Annotated in this window: 16 protein-coding genes; 10 read left to right on the forward strand and 6 right to left on the reverse strand. The window is 59.2% G+C overall.

Annotated features, from left to right (window positions below; translation table 11 throughout):
- The first annotated feature begins 30 nt into the window (after positions 1–30).
- Complete coding sequence (gene folM / locus KHQ26_RS04315) at positions 31–753, forward strand: dihydromonapterin reductase (RefSeq protein WP_004176334.1); 723 nt, start codon at positions 31–33, stop codon at positions 751–753.
- Here the strand turns inward: folM and KHQ26_RS04320 are convergent.
- The gene (locus tag KHQ26_RS04320) at positions 750–1,085 is read right to left on the reverse strand and encodes a GlpM family protein (protein ID WP_002903379.1); all 336 of its coding nucleotides are present in this window, start codon (positions 1,083–1,085) and stop codon (positions 750–752) included. The two genes, folM and KHQ26_RS04320, sit on opposite strands and share 4 nt — an antisense overlap.
- Positions 1,086–1,213: 128 nt before the next feature.
- Here KHQ26_RS04320 and rstA point away from each other — a divergent pair, with 128 nt between their 5' ends.
- The 4 genes from rstA (at position 1,214) to tus (ending at position 5,104) form a co-directional block, all read left to right on the forward strand.
- Positions 1,214–1,933, forward strand: a complete 720-nt coding sequence (gene rstA / locus KHQ26_RS04325; protein WP_002903377.1) for a two-component system response regulator RstA — start codon at positions 1,214–1,216, stop codon at positions 1,931–1,933.
- 242 nt (positions 1,934–2,175) lie between these two features.
- Positions 2,176–2,538, forward strand: a complete 363-nt coding sequence (locus tag KHQ26_RS04330; protein ID WP_020803973.1) for a hypothetical protein — start codon at positions 2,176–2,178, stop codon at positions 2,536–2,538.
- A gap of 256 nt (positions 2,539–2,794) precedes the next feature.
- The gene (gene rstB / locus KHQ26_RS04335; protein ID WP_004151564.1) at positions 2,795–4,096 is read left to right on the forward strand and encodes a two-component system sensor histidine kinase RstB; all 1,302 of its coding nucleotides are present in this window, start codon (positions 2,795–2,797) and stop codon (positions 4,094–4,096) included.
- Positions 4,097–4,171: 75 nt separating this feature from the next.
- Positions 4,172–5,104, forward strand: coding sequence for a DNA replication terminus site-binding protein (gene tus / locus KHQ26_RS04340; protein ID WP_004148259.1), 933 nt, complete (start codon positions 4,172–4,174; stop codon positions 5,102–5,104).
- On the opposite strand, the gene fumC is transcribed toward tus, so the two are convergent.
- Together fumC and fumA are read right to left on the reverse strand one after the other, a co-directional pair.
- Positions 5,094–6,494, reverse strand: a complete 1,401-nt coding sequence (gene fumC / locus KHQ26_RS04345) for a class II fumarate hydratase (protein ID WP_004176339.1) — start codon at positions 6,492–6,494, stop codon at positions 5,094–5,096. The two genes, tus and fumC, sit on opposite strands and share 11 nt — an antisense overlap.
- A 339-nt stretch (positions 6,495–6,833) precedes the next feature.
- Positions 6,834–8,480 (reverse strand): class I fumarate hydratase FumA, encoded by a 1,647-nt coding sequence (gene fumA / locus KHQ26_RS04350; protein ID WP_002903313.1) that lies wholly within the window; start codon positions 8,478–8,480, stop codon positions 6,834–6,836.
- Positions 8,481–8,681: 201 nt separating this feature from the next.
- Here fumA and manA point away from each other — a divergent pair, with 201 nt between their 5' ends.
- Together manA and KHQ26_RS04360 are read left to right on the forward strand one after the other, a co-directional pair.
- A complete protein-coding gene (manA, locus tag KHQ26_RS04355) occupies positions 8,682–9,860 on the forward strand; it encodes a mannose-6-phosphate isomerase (RefSeq protein WP_004176341.1) in 1,179 nt (392 codons plus the stop codon).
- Positions 9,861–9,946: 86 nt separating this feature from the next.
- Entirely contained in the window at positions 9,947–11,506 is a 1,560-nt protein-coding gene (locus KHQ26_RS04360) for a YdgA family protein (RefSeq protein ID WP_016831802.1), read from the forward strand.
- Positions 11,507–11,545: 39 nt separating this feature from the next.
- Here KHQ26_RS04360 and KHQ26_RS04365 read toward each other — a convergent pair whose 3' ends face one another.
- Entirely contained in the window at positions 11,546–12,574 is a 1,029-nt protein-coding gene (locus KHQ26_RS04365) for a Mal regulon transcriptional regulator MalI (RefSeq protein WP_004176344.1), read from the reverse strand.
- A 172-nt stretch (positions 12,575–12,746) separates the two neighbouring features.
- Between KHQ26_RS04365 and malX the strand changes: the two genes are divergently transcribed.
- Both malX and KHQ26_RS04375 read left to right on the forward strand, forming a co-directional pair.
- Positions 12,747–14,339: a maltose/glucose-specific PTS transporter subunit IIBC gene (malX, locus tag KHQ26_RS04370; RefSeq protein ID WP_002903245.1), complete on the forward strand. Its 1,593-nt coding sequence runs from the start codon at positions 12,747–12,749 to the stop codon at positions 14,337–14,339.
- Between the two features lie 51 nt (positions 14,340–14,390).
- On the forward strand, positions 14,391–15,563 hold the full coding sequence (locus tag KHQ26_RS04375; RefSeq protein ID WP_004176351.1) for a MalY/PatB family protein: 1,173 nt from the start codon (positions 14,391–14,393) through the stop codon (positions 15,561–15,563).
- A gap of 13 nt (positions 15,564–15,576) precedes the next feature.
- Here KHQ26_RS04375 and KHQ26_RS04380 read toward each other — a convergent pair whose 3' ends face one another.
- On the reverse strand, positions 15,577–16,605 hold the full coding sequence (locus tag KHQ26_RS04380; protein ID WP_002903242.1) for a CorA family divalent cation transporter: 1,029 nt from the start codon (positions 16,603–16,605) through the stop codon (positions 15,577–15,579).
- A gap of 311 nt (positions 16,606–16,916) precedes the next feature.
- On the opposite strand from KHQ26_RS04380, the gene ydfZ reads away from it, so the two are divergent.
- Positions 16,917–17,120, forward strand: coding sequence for a putative selenium delivery protein YdfZ (gene ydfZ, locus KHQ26_RS04385; RefSeq protein ID WP_004151566.1), 204 nt, complete (start codon positions 16,917–16,919; stop codon positions 17,118–17,120).
- Between the two features lie 69 nt (positions 17,121–17,189).
- Here ydfZ and KHQ26_RS04390 read toward each other — a convergent pair whose 3' ends face one another.
- Complete coding sequence (locus KHQ26_RS04390; RefSeq protein WP_004151567.1) at positions 17,190–17,669, reverse strand: hypothetical protein; 480 nt, start codon at positions 17,667–17,669, stop codon at positions 17,190–17,192.
- Positions 17,670–17,732: the final 63 nt, after the last annotated feature.

The raw sequence follows: 17,732 nt of genomic DNA on the forward strand, positions 1-17,732 counted from the left end.
GCCCTGCCGCAGAACGCATAGGAGATACCCATGGCTGAACAACAGCCCCGCCCGATTCTGATCACAGGAGCAGGCCGCCGCATCGGCCTCGCTCTGGCACACCATTTTCTGCAGCAGCGCCAGCCGGTCATCGTCAGCTATCGTACGCCCTATCCGGCGATTGACGGCCTGCGCGAAGCGGGCGCGCTCTGCCTGCAGGCCGATTTTAGCAGCGATGACGGCATTCTGACCTTCGCTGAAGCGGTCAAATCACACACCGACGGTCTGCGCGCCATCATCCATAACGCCAGCGACTGGATGGCGGAAAAGCCGGGCGTCCCGCTGAGCACCGTCATCAACCGCATGATGCAGATCCACGTCCACGCCCCCTATCTGCTCAACCATGCCCTGGAGGCGTTGCTGCGCGGCCATGGCCATGCCGCCAGCGACATTATCCATATCACCGATTACGTGGTGGAGCGCGGGAGCGACAAACATATCGCCTACGCCGCCAGCAAAGCCGCCCTGGATAACATGACCCGCTCCTTCGCTCGCAAGCTGGCGCCAGAGGTTAAGGTCAACGCCATTGCGCCGTCGCTAATCATGTTTAATGAGGGTGACGACGAGGCCTATCGTCAACAGGCGCTGGATAAATCGCTGATGAAAATCGCCCCTGGCGAAAAAGAGATTAGCGATCTCATCGATTACCTGTTTACCAGCCGCTACGTTACCGGCCGCTCATTCGCTGTCGACGGCGGCCGCCCGCTGCGCTAGTGGAAACGGCTCCAGCCGAGGATTAACAGCCAGGCGCACAGCCCCCAGCATCCCACCGCGCCTGCCAGCGCCAACGGCAGGCGCATGATCCCGGTGAAATACCACAGTGACAGCAGATAGATAAAATAGGGAAGAATCGACCACATGCCGAATACGATGGTCGCGCGCAGGGCTTCGATCCCCCGCTCGCTGGCGACAATATAATGGGCGATGAGCGCAAAGGTGGGAAACAGCGGGACCAGGCCAGCGATAGCGTAGTTTTTGGTTTTCGCCAGCACGCCAATCAGCACCACCACCAGCGCTCCCAACAGCCCTTTGATTAACAGCCCCATGCCCGTATGCCTTAACAGTGAATCAATAAGTTAGGGCAGCATAGCGGATTTAACGCTGTTTATAAAAGAGTAATGGCGGGTAAAATAAGTGCGGTGTATGTTACTTCTTTTACTGATGTGCAATAGACATGAATAAAATCGTTTTTGTTGAGGATGACCCTGAGGTAGGCACGCTGATCGCCGCCTATCTCGGCAAGCATGATATGGATGTGGTGGTCGAGCCTCGCGGCGACCGCGCTGAGGAGGTGATCGCGCGGGAGAAACCGGATCTGGTGCTGCTGGACATTATGCTGCCCGGCAAGGACGGAATGACGCTCTGTCGCGATCTGCGCGGGCAATGGCAAGGGCCGATTGTCCTGCTGACTTCGCTCGACAGCGATATGAACCATATCCTCTCCCTGGAGATGGGCGCCAGCGATTATATTCTGAAAACCACCCCGCCAGCGGTACTTCTCGCGCGACTGCGTCTGCATTTGCGCCAGCATATTGCTCCGGCAGGCGCCGGATCCGCCTCCTCAACGCTCACGCCACATAAAACCATCTCCTTCGGCTCGCTGACCATTGACCCGGTCAACCGCCAGGTGCTGCTTGGCGGAGAAAACGTCGCCCTGTCGACCGCCGATTTCGATCTGCTGTGGGAGTTGGCCACCCACGCCGGGCAGATTATGGACCGCGACGCACTGCTGAAAAATTTACGCGGCGTTACCTATGACGGGATGGATCGCAGCGTCGACGTGGCTATCTCCCGCCTGCGCAAAAAACTGCTCGACAACGCCACGGAGCCCTATCGTATTAAGACCGTTCGCAACAAAGGCTACCTGTTCGCCCCTCACGCCTGGGATAACTAAGCAGCCCTTCTGCGGCCCTGCGAGGGGCCCGCTCATCGCGCACTCGCCGGCGGCAAAGTTATCACGTTTGCTGCCTGCTGCGTTCGTCCCTGGCGCGCACATTCATCACCGGAACTTGTCATATTGATTAAATCAATAGAATTAGCCGTACAGAACCCCATCACATAACTCCTCAATATGATTGTGCTCAAGGACTTACCGCTGTCAGAGTGGCATAAAGCCTGAAAACACAGGACTTTTGCATGATGAAATACGTTGTACTTTTGGCACTCTCACTGTTCACTTCTCTCTCTGGCTGGGCTTTTTCCCTCGACAACGCCGATATTCGACTCCTCTGTCCGCAGCGCGGGCAAATCGAGGTGATCCTTCATCGCTATGAACATACCCAGCAATCCTGGGGGCAGCATGACTTTGAAACCGGCGGCGGCCACGTTCGCCAGGGGCCGCTGCTGGTGATCCCGTTTGCCAACCTCGATCAGATGATTTACCACCAGACCACCGGCGAGTTTGCTTACTGGTATGCCGAAACGGAAAAGCTGGTGCGCTGTCGGCTGCTGAGTCTGACGACCACCTATCCGGTAGACATTCCTTATTATCGTGAGTAGCGTATCCATCGACGCACAAAATACGATTGCCCTGCTCCCCCCGAGGGTGAAGAAATCACCGCATCGAGTGACACTGTCACCTTTTTACCGTTCTGTCTCCAGGCTGGCTATTGTCAGGGGGCATAAACCCTGCTTTGATAGCGTATCTATGATTTCCCCGCGCCTCGCCCGGGGATATCGATAACATTGACTCCCCGACGCGCAGAAGATGCCCCTGGGGCGCCAGACAGGTTTCTCTTGAATACGCGGTAATGTAATGAAAAAGCTGTTCGTGCAGTTCTATCTTCTGCTCTTCGTCTGCTTTCTGGTGATGACCATGCTGGTCGGTCTGGTCTATAAATTTACCGCGGAGCGCGCCGGACGGCAGTCGCTTGACGATTTGATGAAAAGCTCGCTGTATCTGATGCGCAGCGAGCTGCGGGAGATACCGCCGCGCGACTGGAGCAAGACCCTTAAAGAGCTGGACCTGAATTTATCGTTTGATCTGCACATCGAGCCGATCAGCAAATTTAAGCTGTCGGAAAGCTCGATGCAGCACCTGCGCGCCGGCGATATCGTCGCCCTCGACGATCAGTACACCTTTATTCAGCGCATTCCCCGCAGCCACTATGTGCTGTCGGTGGGCCCGGTGCCCTATCTCTATTTTCTGCATGAGATGCGCCTGCTGGACGTGGCGCTGATGGCGTTTATTGCTATCTCGCTGGCCTTTCCGGTGTTTATCTGGATGCGCCCGCACTGGCAGGACATGCTGCGCATTGAGACGGCCGCCCAGCGCTTTGGCGAAGGTCACCTCAGCGAGCGCATTCACTTCGACAGTATGTCCAGCTTCGAGCGGCTCGGGGTGGCCTTTAACCAAATGGCCGATAACATTAATGCGCTTATTGCCAGCAAAAAGCAGCTGATTGACGGCATCGCCCATGAACTCAGGACACCGCTGGTACGCCTGCGCTACCGTCTGGAGATGAGCGAGAATCTCACCGAGGCGGAATCGCAGGCGCTGAACCGCGATATCGGTCAGCTGGAGGCGCTGATTGAAGAGCTCCTGACCTACGCCCGCCTCGACCGCCCGCAGACGGAGCTCAGCCTGACGACTCCCGATTTTCCCGCCTGGATCAGCGATCACGTCGAGGATATCCAGATGGTTAACCCACAGCGCGAGGTCGCCCTGGCGACGCTGACCCACGGTAACTACGGCGCGCTGGATATGCGACTGATGGAGCGGGTGCTGGATAATTTGGTCAATAACGCCCTGCGCTACAGCAGCCAGCGGGTGGCGGTCAGCCTGACGCTGCAGGGTTCGCGCGCATCGTTGCTGGTTGAGGATGACGGCCCGGGAATCGCCCCCGAGGAGCGCGAGCGGGTGTTTGAGCCCTTTGTCCGCCTTGACCCCAGCCGGGACCGGGCGACAGGAGGCTGCGGCCTCGGCCTGGCGATTGTCCACAGTATCGCCCAGGCGATGGGCGGCGAGGTGCGCTGCGAGGCCAGCCCTCTCGGCGGCGCCCGCTTCTGCTTTAGCTGGCCGGTCTATCATCAGCTGCCTGATTTCACCTCTGCCTGAATAAAACTTGCGCAGAAGCCGCGGGCTGGGTATGCTGCAAAAATCTAATAGTATGTTGTAACTAAGGTGGTAATAATGGCCAGCTACGACCTCGTTGAACGTCTGAATAATACCTTTCGCCAGATCGAGCTGGAGCTGCAGGCGCTCCAGCAGGCGTTAAGTGACTGCCGTCTGCTGGCGGGCCGGGTATTTGAACTGCCGGCGATCGGTAAGGATGCCGAGCACGATCCGCTGGCCACCATTCCGGTGGTGCAGCACATCGGCAAGACGGCCCTGGCGCGCGCCCTGCGCCACTACAGCCATCTGTTTATCCAGCAGCAATCGGAAAACCGCAGCAGCAAGGCCGCCGTACGCCTGCCGGGGGCTATCTGCCTGCAGGTTACCGCCGCGGAGCAGCAGGATCTGCTGGCGCGTATTCAGCATATCAATGCCCTGAAGGCCACCTTCGAGAAGATCGTCACCGTCGACTCCGGCCTGCCCCCCACCGCCCGTTTTGAGTGGGTACACCGTCATTTGCCGGGGTTGATCACCCTAAGCGCCTACCGCACGCTGACGCCCCTCGTCGACCCGAGCACCATCCGCTTCGGCTGGGCCAATAAGCACGTCATCAAGAATCTGACCCGCGACCAGGTGTTGATGATGCTGGAGAAAAGCCTGCAAGCGCCGCGGGCGGTGCCGCCGTGGACCCGGGAGCAGTGGCAGAGCAAACTGGAAAGGGAGTATCAGGATATCGCCGCCCTGCCGCAGCGGGCGCGGCTGAAAATAAAACGACCGGTGAAAGTCCAGCCGATCGCCCGCGTTTGGTACGCCGGCGAGCAGAAACAGGTACAGTACGCCTGCCCCAGCCCGCTGATCGCCCTGATGTCCGGCAGCCGGGGGGTCAGCGTACCGGATATTGGCGAGCTGCTGAACTATGATGCCGACAATGTGCAGTATCGCTACAAACCGGAGGCGCAGTCGCTGAGATTGCTTATCCCGCGCCTGCACCTCTGGCTGGCTAGCGAATAGCCAGGCTGCCGACCATCTCTTCCGGGCGCACCCAGCTGTCGAATTCGGCTTCCGTCAGGTAGCCCAGCGCCAGCGCCGAGGCTTTGAGAGTCAGCCCCTCATGGTGCGCTTTTTTAGCGATTTCCGCCGCCTTGTCGTAGCCGATATGGGTATTCAGCGCAGTAACCAGCATTAGCGACTCATTGAGCAACTGACTGATCCGCTCGCGATTCGGTTCAACACCCACCGCACAGTGCTCGTTAAAGCTCGCCATACCGTCCGCCAGCAGACGCACCGACTGCAGGAAGTTGTGGATGACCATCGGGCGATAGACGTTAAGCTCAAAGTTGCCGGAAGCACCGCCGATATTCACCGCCACGTCGTTGCCCATCACCTGGCAGCAGACCATGGTCAGAGCTTCGCACTGGGTTGGGTTAACCTTGCCCGGCATAATCGATGACCCTGGCTCGTTTTCCGGGATGGCGATTTCACCAATGCCGCAGCGGGGGCCGGAGGCCAGCCAGCGGACATCGTTAGCGATTTTCATCAGCGAGGCCGCCAGGCCTTTCAGCGCGCCGTGGGCATGGACCAGGGCATCCACAGTGGCCAGCGCTTCGAATTTGTTCGGCGCGGTGACAAATGGCTGTCCGCTGAGCGACGCCAGCTCGGCCGCCACGCGTACGGCATATTCCGGATGGGTATTCAGCCCGGTGCCTACCGCCGTCCCGCCCAGCGCCAGCTCGGCAAGATGCGGCTGACTGGCTTCAATGTGCTTCAGGCTATGGTCCAGCATCGCCACCCAGCCGGAGATCTCCTGGCCTAAGGTGAGCGGCGTGGCGTCCTGCAGATGGGTGCGGCCGATCTTGACGATATCCCTGAAGGCCACCGCTTTTTCATTGAGCGTCGCCCGCAGCGCCTGCAGCGACGGGATCACTTTTTCCCGCAGGGCAATCAGCGCCGCGACGTGCATGGCGGTGGGGAATACATCATTTGAGCTCTGGCTCTTATTCACATCGTCATTGGGATGAATTTTTCGCGCCATCCCCCGTTCTCCGCCGAGCAGTTCACTGGCGCGGTTGGCCAGCACCTCGTTCATATTCATATTGCTTTGGGTGCCGGAGCCGGTCTGCCAGATAGCCAGGGGGAACTCCTGCGCGTGCTTTCCGGCCAGCACTTCGTCAGCGGCGGCGACGATCGCCCCGGCTTTCTCCGCCGTCAACAGTCCGAGATCCTGGTTAACCTTCGCCGCCGCCCGCTTGGTCAGCGCCAGGGCGTATATCAGCTCCCCGGGCATTTTTTCGGTCGAGATGCGGAAATGCTCCAGCGAGCGCTGGGTCTGGGCGCCCCAGAGTTTATCGGCCGGGACCTCGATGGCGCCCATCGAGTCTTTTTCACTGCGATGCGTTGTCATTACTTTCTCCTTGGATGAAAAGTGCGTCATAGCGACAAAGCTCACCTGCTTAAAAGACTAAGTATTGGCCAGATTGATAAGTTGTTTTGGTGGTTCGTGCCGCGAAGCGACATAAAAAAAGCCGCCCCGAGGGGCAGCCCAGACCGCTGACAAAATGCAATCGTCGGGATTGCCCGGCGGCGCTGCGATTGCGCGGGCCTACAGAGAACTGCATAACTTATTGATATTGCTGTTTTTCGTAGACCGGGTAAGGCGAAAGCCGCCGCCCGGCAGAAAAGCGCTCACCCTAACGAAATGAGGTTTGTCATCGACCAGCGCCGCCCCGAAGGGCGGCCTGGGTTACTTCACGCAGCGGGCGCACTGCGAGGTCTGGATCTGCTGGAAGAAGTCATTGCCTTTATCATCAACGAGGATAAAGGCCGGGAAATCCTCCACTTCAATTTTCCAGATAGCCTCCATACCCAGCTCCGGATAGGCCACGCACTCGAGGCTCTTGATGCTCTGCTGGGCCAGCACTGCCGCCGGGCCGCCGATGCTGCCGAGGTAGAAGCCACCGTGTTTGTGGCAGGCGTCGGTGACCTGCTGGCTGCGGTTGCCTTTCGCCAGCATGATCTTGCTCGCCCCATGGGACTGCAGCAGATCAACGTAAGAGTCCATGCGGCCTGCGGTGGTCGGCCCCAGAGAGCCGGAGGCGTAACCGTCCGGCGTCTTGGCCGGACCTGCGTAGTAGATCGGGTGATCTTTGACGTACTGCGGCAGCGCCTCGCCGTTGTCGATAAGCTCCTTCAGCTTAGCGTGGGCGATATCGCGGGCGACGATGATAGTCCCGCTCAGCGACAGGCGGGTGGATACCGGATACTGCGACAGCTGCGCCAGGATCTCGCTCATCGGCTGGTTAAGATTTACCTTCACCGCTTCGCCTTCCCCGGCCTGGCGCAGATGCTCAGGGATATATTTCCCCGGGTTGCTCTCCAGCTTCTCGATCCAGATGCCGTCGCGGTTAATCTTGGCTTTGATGTTGCGGTCGGCGGAACAGGAAACCCCCATTCCTACCGGGCAGGAAGCGCCGTGACGCGGCAGACGGATCACGCGGATATCGTGGGCAAAGTATTTGCCGCCGAACTGCGCGCCGAGACCAAGGTTCTGCGCCTCCAGCAGCAGCTCCTGCTCCAGCTGCACGTCGCGGAACGCCTGGCCGTGCTCGTTACCTTCGGTCGGCAGGCCATCGTAGTATTTGGTGGACGCCAGCTTCACGGTCTTCAGCGTCGCTTCCGCCGAGGTACCGCCGATCACGAAGGCGATATGGTACGGTGGACAGGCGGCAGTACCGAGGGTGCGCATCTTCTCGACGAGGTAATTTTTCAGCTTCGCCGGGGTGATCAGCGCTTTGGTTTCCTGGTACAGATAGGTTTTGTTCGCCGAGCCGCCGCCCTTGGCGATGCAGAGGAATTTGTACTCATCGCCATCGGTAGCATAGAGATCGATCTGCGCCGGCAGGTTGGTGCCAGTGTTAACCTCTTTATACATATCCAGCGGCGCGTTCTGCGAGTAGCGCAGGTTGTCCTGGATATAGGTGTTATACACCCCCTGCGCCAGGGCGGCTTCATCGCCGCCGCCGGTCCACACGCGCTGGCCTTTTTTACCCATGATGATCGCGGTGCCGGTGTCCTGGCAGGTGGGCAGAATACCTTTGGCGGCGATATCCGAGTTGCGCAGGAACTGCAGCGCGACGTATTTATCGTTTTCGCTGGCTTCCGGATCGTTAAGGATATCCGCCACCTGCTGCTGATGCGCAGGGCGAAGCATAAAGGAGGCGTCGTGGAAAGCATGCTGCGCCAGAAGGGTCAGCGCCTGAGGGTCAACTTTTAGCACTTCCTGGCCGGCGAATTCGGCGACGGAGACGTAATCACTGCTGAGGAGATAATACTCGGTGTCATCCTTTTTGAGCGGAAAAGGATCCTGGTAAACAAACGGTTTATTCGACATTGTACTCTCACTTACTGCTTTGGCTGATTATGTTTCAGGCAGGGACTCCATGTGCCTGTAGAAAAGCGAGTCGAACAATCTTACACAATTTTTTAACAAAAACTGAGACAAGGACGACTTTTTCTTTCAGCAGTTGCTTCTCCACCGTTTGCTGGTTTAATAGGGCGATAAAATTTACTTTGTTTGAAACAGGGATTGAGAATGCAAAAGCTGATTAACGCCGTGCAGAACTATGCATGGGGAAGCCACACCGCCTTAACTGAACTGTATGGCATCGCCAACCCGGACAATCTGCCGATGGCAGAGCTGTGGATGGGGGCGCATCCGAAGAGCAGCTCGCAGATCCTGGCGGCCGACGGCCAGCCGCGTTCACTGCGCGAGGTGATTGACGCGGATAAAGCCGCTCTGCTCGGCGACAAGGTTGCCGCCCGCTTTGGTGAACTGCCGTTCCTGTTTAAGGTACTGTGCGCCGCTCAGCCGCTCTCAATTCAGGTGCATCCCAACAAGCAGGCCTCGGAAGAAGGTTTCGCCCGCGAGAACGCCGCCGGTATCCCGCTCTCCGCCGCCGAGCGTAACTACAAAGATCCGAACCACAAACCGGAGCTGGTTTTTGCCCTGACGCCGTTCCTGGCGATGAATGCATTTCGCGAGTTCAGCGAGATTGTCACCCTGCTGCAGCCGGTGGCTAGCGCGCATCCGGCAATCGGCGCCTTCCTGCAGCAGCCGGACGCGACTCACCTGAGCCAGCTGTTTGCCAGCCTGCTAAATATGCAGGGTGAGGAAAAGGCCAAGGCGCTGCAGGTGCTGCGCGACGTGCTGGCCCGTGAACAAGGCGAACCGTGGCAGACAATCCGCCTGATCGCGGAATTCTATCCGGACGACAGCGGCCTCTTCTCCCCGCTGCTGCTGAACGTAGTGAAGCTGAACCCAGGCGAAGCGATGTTCCTGTTTGCTGAAACGCCGCACGCCTATCTGCAGGGGGTGGCGCTGGAGGTGATGGCCAACTCGGATAACGTACTGCGCGCCGGCCTGACGCCGAAATACATTGATATTCCTGAGCTGGTTGCTAACGTCAAGTTCGAGGCTAAACCGGCGGGTGAGCTGTTGACCCAGCCGCAGCGTCACGGCGCGGAACTCGACTTCCCGATCCCGGTGGAAGATTTTGCCTTCTCCCTGCATGACCTCTCCGCCGAGGCCAGCGATCTGGCCCAGGCAAGCGCGGCGATCGTGTTCTGCGTCGACGGTGAAGCCGTACTGCGCAAAGGCGACCAGAGCCTGACCCTCAAGCCGGGCGAGTCGGCATTCGTGGCCGCCAGTGAATCGCCGGTGCAGATCAGCGGCCGCGGCCGCGTGGCGCGCGTTTTCAATAAGCTCCAGTAAGCGACTGACCCTTCAGGTCGCGCTTACTGTTGGTGATAACTCAGCCAGGCGGTCTCTCCGCCTGGCTTCATTTATGGATAAATGCTATGAAAAAATCGCTGGTCGCAGCAGGAGTCATCGTGGCGCTGGGCGTGGTATGGACAGGCGGCGCCTGGTTCACTGGTAAACAGCTGGAAGGCCGGATCGCCGATATGGTGCAGCAGGCAAACGCCCAGCTGCGCAGCAGCGCGCCGGAGTCAGGTCTGGAGCTGAGCTATCAGGACTACCAGCGCGGGCTGTTCAGCAGCCATCTGCAGCTGGTGGTGAAGCCGATCGCCGGTCAGGCTAACGGCTGGCTGGCCGCCGGGCAGAGCGTTGTGCTTGACGAAGTGGTCGATCATGGCCCCTTCCCGCTGGCCTCGTTAAAAGCCTTTAATCTGGCGCCGGCAATGGCTTCCGTCCACACCACGCTGGTGAAAAACGACGCCAGCCAGGCGCTGTTCGAGATAGCCAAAGGCGACACCCCCTTTACCGTCGATACGCGCATTGCCTACAGCGGCGACAGCCAGTCGGCTATCGTCCTTAACGCCCTCGACTACGCTAAAGGCGATGAGAAAGTCACCTTCAGCGGCGGTCAGTTCCAGCTCGACGCCGACCGCGACGGCAAAAACATCAGCCTGAAGGGCCAGGCCGGCAGCGGGCAGATCGATGCGCTCAACGAATATAATCAGAAGGTACAGCTGCGCTTCGTCAACCTGACCACCGACGGCGCCACCGAGCTGGCTAGCTTCAACGAACGTATCGGCCAGCAAAAAATGACCCTCGATAAACTGGCCATCAGCGTCGAAGGCAAAGAGCTGGCGCTGATCGACGGCATGGCGCTGGACGGCGGCTCGACGCTGACCCAGGGCGGCAAAGGCGTGAACAGCCAGGTGAACTACACCGTCAACAGCCTCAAGCTGCAGGGGCAGGATATGGGCAGCGGCAAACTTACGCTGAAAGTGGATAACGTCGACGGTCAGGCGTGGCACCAGTTCAGTCAGCAGTACAGCGCGCAGTCTCAGGCGCTGCTGGCGAAACCGGAGCTGGCGCAGAATCCGGAGCTGTATCAGCAGGCCCTCACCGAAACGCTGTTCAATGCGCTGCCGATCCTGCTCAAAGGCAACCCGTCGGTGACCATCTCTCCGCTGAGCTGGCGCAATGCCAAAGGCGAAAGCACCCTCAACCTCTCGGTTCTGCTGAAAGATCCGGCCCAGGTGACCGCTCCGCCGCAGACCCTGGCGGAAAGCCTGGATCGCGTGGTGCAGTCCCTGGACGGCAAAGTGGTGATCCCGGTGGATATGGCGACGGAGTTTATGACTAAGATCGCCGGTCTGGAAGGCTATCAGCCGGCCGATGCCGCCAAGCTTGCCGATCAGCAGGTCAAAGGCCTGGCGGCGATGGGCCAGATGTTCCGCATTACCACCATGGAAGATAACGCCATCAGCAGCAGTCTGCAGTACGCGAACGGCCAGGTGACGCTGAACGGACAGAAAATGCCGCTGCAAGATTTTGCCGCGATGTTTGGTCTGGAAGCGCCTTCGCTGCCGGACAGCGCGCCGCAGGAAGGCCAGCCGCAGCAGGATGACGCCGCTCCTCAGCAGGATGACGCCGCCCCGCAGCCGTAACTTATCGGTACAGGAGACGGCCAGCGCGCGCCGTCTCCCTCATTTTCGCGTCACCAGCCGCGGGGGCATAATCTGGTTTCGCGTCTCGCCAGTCCCCTCTTCCAGCCGCCGCAGCATCGACTCCGCCAGCGTTTTGCCCATCTCGCGCGCCGGGGTGGTCACCCAGGTGAGGGGCAGGTCGTCAAGCGCGGCCTCGGGCACATCGGCGAACGCCGCCAGCGCCACCCGCTGCTCGAAGTAGCTGTCGACGCCATCTTCCCCGCTCTGCCTTCCAGCCCGCAGCAGACCGAACCACGCGCCGGTCGCCACCACGTTGTTGTAGCACACCACCGCAGTGATGGTCGGATTTTGCCCCAGCAGCGCGGTCATCGCCTCCGCCGCCTGCTTCTGGCTCGACTCGCACTCCAGCACCCATTCGCTGTGAAACGGCAGACCGTATTTCAGCAAGGTGGCGCAATAGCCGCCGACCCGCTCGGCGCGCGTTAGCGACGAGCTCTGGCCGCCAAGCCAGGCGATCCGCTGATGGCCGCGGCGGATCAGATGCTCGGTCACCAGCTGCGCCGCCTGCATGTTGTCCGGGCGGATCAGGTCGACATCGTCAAGATAGCTGGCGCGGGAAGCAAACACCAGCGGCACCCCCGCCTCCGCCGCACGCTCGCGCAGCTCGCTCCCGCGGTCGATCGCCCCGGCGATAATCACCCCGTCCACCCCCTGCGCCGCCAGCGTATCAAACCGCTGGGCCATCTTCTCGCCGCTGCGGCCTCCCTGGGTGAGAAATACCATTTTCCCCTGCCTCTCCAGGGCATCGGTGAGGCCGGCGGTTAATTCAGCATAAAACGGTTTTGACAGGTCGCTGACGATAAGGCCAATCACCCCGCTCTGCCCACCGCGCAGCGAGGCCGCCTGACGATTGCGCACAAATCCCAGCTGTTCGATAGCCTGATTAACCCGCTCGCCGGTGGCGCTGGAGATGCGCCCTTTGCCGCTCAGCACCAGCGAAACGGTGCTCACGGAGACGCCGGCGGCCAGCGCCACATCATTGATGGTGATCTTTTTTGCGATTGCCATAACCTGCTGGCTGACTCCCTTGCCTGTCGATAAATCGTTTTATCATTGTGCGATCTTTATAAACCTTATTATCGCTTGAATATGTGATTTTTATCGCACTAAAAAGTGATAAAACGTTTTATCTTGCCGTGGCGTTAGTTCTCCCGACCACTTATGAATCAGGAACCGTGCTATGACGGCGAAAACAGCACCAAAAATCACCTTATGGGAATTTTTCCAGCAGCTGGGAAAAACCTTCATGCTGCCCGTAGCGTTGCTCTCGTTTTGCGGGATCATGTTGGGGATCGGCAGCTCGCTAAGCAGTCACGATGTTTTGACTCTGCTGCCGTGGCTGGATATGCCGCTGCTGCAGGCCATCTTTATCTGGATGAGCAAGGTCGGCTCCTTTGCCTTCAGCTTCCTGCCGGTCATGTTCTGTATCGCCATCCCGCTGGGTCTGGCGCGAGAGAACAAAGGCGTCGCCGCCTTCGCCGGCTTCGTTGGCTACGCGGTCATGAACCTGGCGGTCAACTTCTGGCTGACCGCGAAAGGCATTCTGCCCACCACCGACGCCGCGATCCTGAAGGCCAACAATATCCAGAACATTATCGGCATTCCGTCAATCGATACCGGGATCCTCGGGGCGGTGATCGCCGGGATTATCGTCTGGCTGCTGCATGAACGCTTCCATAACATTCGCCTGCCGGACGCCCTGGCCTTCTTCGGCGGCACCCGCTTCGTGCCGATCGTCACCACCGTGGTGCTGGGGCTGGTCGGGCTGGCGATCCCGCTGGTGTGGCCAGTCTTCGCTATGGGGATCAACGCCCTCGGGAAGATGATCAACAGCGCCGGGGATTTTGGGCCGATGATCTTTGGCACCGGCGAGCGACTGCTGCTGCCGTTTGGCCTGCACCATATTCTGGTGGCGCTGATCCGCTTTACCGAAGCCGGCGGCACCCTCGACGTCTGCGGCCACAGCGTCAGCGGCGCGCTGACCATCTTCCAGGCGCAGCTGAGCTGTCCGACGACCCACGGCTTCGCCGAAAGCGCCACCCGTTTCCTGTCGCAGGGTAAAATGCCGGCATTCCTCGGCGGCCTGCCGGGAGCCGCGCTGGCGATGTACCACTGCGCCCGTCCGGAAAACCGACATAAAATTAAAGGCCTGCTGATCTCCGGGGTCATCGCCTGCGTGGTCGGCGGCACCACCGAGCCGCTGGAGTTCTTGTTCTTGTTTGTCGCGCCGGTCCTGTATGTCATCCACGCGCTGCTGACCGGTCTCGGCTTTACCATCATGGCGGTGCTCGGGGTAACCATCGGCAACACCGACGGCAATATCATCGACTTCGTGGTGTTTGGCATTCTGCATGGCCTGGCGACCAAGTGGTATCTGGTGCCGGTAGTGGCGGCTATCTGGTTCGCGGTCTACTATGCCATCTTCCGCTTCGCCATCACCCGCTTCAATCTGAAAACGCCGGGCCGCGACATCGACACTGCCGCCAGCGTGGAGAAAGCCGTCGCCGGTACCATCGGCAAATCCGGGTATAACGTACCGGCGATTCTGGCGGCGCTCGGCGGCGCAGAGAACATTGTTTCGCTGGATAACTGCATTACCCGTCTGCGCCTGTCGGTGCACGATATGAGCAAAGTGGACGCCGCCGCGCTGAAAGCCCATCGCGCCATCGGGGTGGTACAGCTCAACCAGCATAATCTGCAGGTGGTTATTGGCCCGCAGGTACAGTCGGTAAAAGATGAGATGGCCACGCTGATGAATACCGTGCAGGCCTGATCACACTAGTCCCCCTCCGCTACGGAGGGGGCGCTCGCTAAGGAAGCTCCAATGTTTGATTTTGCCACCCCTATCGATCGCCACGGCACCTGGTGCACGCAATGGGACTATGTCGCCGACCGGTTTGGCGCCGCCGATCTGCTGCCGTTCACTATTTCCGATATGGATTTCGCCACCGCGCCCTGTATTCTCGACGCCGTTAGCCAGCGGCTGGCCCACGGGGTGTTCGGCTACAGCCGCTGGCGCAACGAGGCGTTTCTCGGGGCGATTGTCCACTGGTACGCCAGCCGCTTTAACAGCGACATCGATCCGCAATCTGTGGTCTACGGACCGTCTGTTATCTACATGGTGGCGGAAACCATCCGCCAGTGGTCGAAAGAAGGCGACGGCGTCGTGGTCCACACCCCTGCCTACGATGCGTTCTATAACACCATCACCGCTAACCGGCGGCGGATTGCCCCGGTGCCATTGATCCTGAAGGATAATCGGTGGCGCTGCGATATGGACCGCCTGGAGGCGGCGCTGGCGGAGCCAAAGAATACCCTGCTGCTGCTGTGCAGCCCGCACAACCCAACGGGGAAAGTCTGGCGTCGCGAGGAGCTGGAGACCATGGCGGCCCTGTGTCAAAAACATGGCGTCAGGGTGATTAGCGACGAAATTCATATGGACATGACCTGGGGCGAACACCGCCATATCCCGTGGAGCGAGGTCGCTCAGGGACCATGGGCGCTGTTCACCTCCGGTTCGAAGAGCTTCAATATTCCGGCCTTTACCGGGGCCTACGGCTTTATCCCCGAAGAGAACGAGCGCGACAGCTACCTGCAGGCGCTAAAGGGTCGCGACGGGCTCTCTTCCCCTTCCGTGCCGGCGCTGGTCGCCCATATCGCCGCCTACCGCGACGGGGCTCCCTGGCTCGATGCCCTGCGCGACTACCTGCAGGCGAATATGCGCTATGTCGCCGACACGCTCAACAACGCCTTCCCCGCGCTCTGCTGGCAGCCGCCGGAGGCCACCTACCTGGCATGGATCGACCTGCGCCCGCTCAACGTTGACGATCGCGCGCTACAGCAGGCGCTGATCGCCGAACAGAAGGTGGCGATTATGCCGGGTTATACCTATGGTCCTGAGGGCAACGGCTTTCTGCGGCTCAACGTCGGCTGCCCGCGCGAGAAGCTGGAACGCGGTGTCGAAGGACTGATTGCCGCCCTGCGCAGCCTCAGCTGATTCGACGCGCAATCTACAGGTCATCGCGCCGGCGAAACGCCAGGTAACCGGCGCCGAGGGTAAAGACAGCGACAATCACCACCAGCAGGATAAACCCGTGGTGGTTGCTTGCCAGCGGGATCCCACCGACGTTCATGCCGAAGAAACCGGCGACGATGTTAATCGGCAGCGCGAGGACGGTGATCACCGTCAGGGTATAGAGGGTGCGATTGCTCTGCTCCAGCTGGCGGGCGCCAATCTCCTCCTGCAGCAGACTGATGCGCTCGATCAGGCCCGACAGATCGTTAAGCACCACGCTAAACTCTTCGGTGAACTGACGAAACGCCTGCACCACCGCGCGATCCATCCACGCCGGCGGCCGGTTAAGCAGCCGGAACATCGCCGCCGGCTCCGGCGCCAGCAACCGCTGGAAGCGTAAAAGCATCCGCCGTAGCCGCGCCAGATCGGCCCGGTTGCGCTGCACGTGATTGCTCAGAAGACGCTCTTCAATAAGGTCAACATGGCGGCTGGCCTGGCGGACGACCTGCTCCAGCACCTCCTCCTGCTCCTCCAGCAGAAAGGCCAGCAGCTCAGTAGACGTGTTCACCCTGAGCGTCTGCAAGCGCGGCAGCATCCATTCGATAAACCGCAACGGTTTGAAGCGCGCCGTCACCACCAGCCTGGGGCTACAGTAGAGCCACAGCGTGGCGGTTTCCGCGCTGGTATCCTGCGGACGAAACAGCACATCGTTAAGCACAGCGAACAGATTTTCCCCCTGTCGCTCAATGCGGGTGGTGTGCGAGCCGCTGCGGATCTCCTCGAAGAAAAAATCGGCCACCGGAAAGTGGCTGGTTAACCATTTCTCGGCGGTGGCATGATTAAGATTCAGGTGTAACCAGATAAACGCCTTGTCATCGGCGAGCGCCTGATAGCGGGCGCAGACCTCGCCAGAGGCGATCGGCTGCGGGGGGCGCTGTTCATGAAACAAATAGCCATGCACCAGGCCGGAAACTTCACTATCAAAATCGGGCTTTAACATCTTCGCGGTGACGTCTTGATTCATGGCTCCCTCAGGACAGGCACTGGCACCGTTGATGCCCGAATAGTGCCATCTTTCGCTATTTTCCGCGGGCTGGCAAGGTTAATAATCTGGTCATAAAACAGTAACCTGGCTGACATATGACGGCCAGTATCACGCTTCATCCCCTCGCCGCGCAGGCGATGCGATGGAAGCGAACAGAAGGTCTTCTTGCCTTTATGCTCAGGTGGTTATTAAAATAAATTTGATTATCCTCAAAACTTTTTTAGGCAGAAAGCGGTATTAATTTGCGCGCTTAATCATTGCTTTCACCCAGGTTTATTGAGGAGGAGACCATGAAAACCTATGACCGTAATCGTAACGCTATTGCTACCGGCAGCATGGTAATGATCGCCGGTAACGGGACGACGGGCGTGATTAAAGCTATCCATGGCGAGGGGAAAACCGCTGAGCAGTTGCGCCGGGCGGACTGCGTTGAAATCGACGGCTGCGAGGGCCGCTTCTGCCCGTTGGATCTGATCCGTCTCGGCTTCCATTAATTCCCGCCGCCAGGTCGTTAGTATCAGGCCACCTGTGGTGGCCTGCTCTTTTCCCGGGAAATAAAGCGTCTAGCGAAAGCTCCACTGAACACTCATCACAAAGATCGCCGGCACAATAATGCCGCCTTCCACACCGAAATAATCGGTGAAATTATATTGCAGGCCATGATAGAGGTAGGGCGAAAAACCGATGCCGGTGATTTTTTTGGCGGTGCGGTAGGTGCCGGAATCCCCACAGTGGCTGAAGGCATCAAAGAAAAATTCCCCGGTATAGGCATACACCCCTTTCAGTACCCAGCCGGTATCGTTTTTCAGCCAGTCGCGGCGCACGCCGAGGGTCAGGCAACGATCGTCAAAGCTGTTTTTCATCGTTCCGACCAGCACGCTGTATTTTGAATCCTGAGAAAACTTGCGCTCCACCGAGAAAAAGTTGTTATTGAAATGTTCGTTATATTGTCCGTGGTTACCCGTCATATGATAGACATAGGAACCGGTATTCATCGAGTAGAGGCTTAATTCCCCGGCCTGCGCCGACGGCATGGCAACCATTAGTAGCCCTGATAACAAAATCCATAATTTATTTACCATTCAGTAACCTATGCCATACCCGTA

This window comes from Klebsiella sp. 10, assembly GCF_018223925.1.
Lineage (GTDB): Bacteria > Pseudomonadota > Gammaproteobacteria > Enterobacterales > Enterobacteriaceae > Klebsiella > Klebsiella pneumoniae.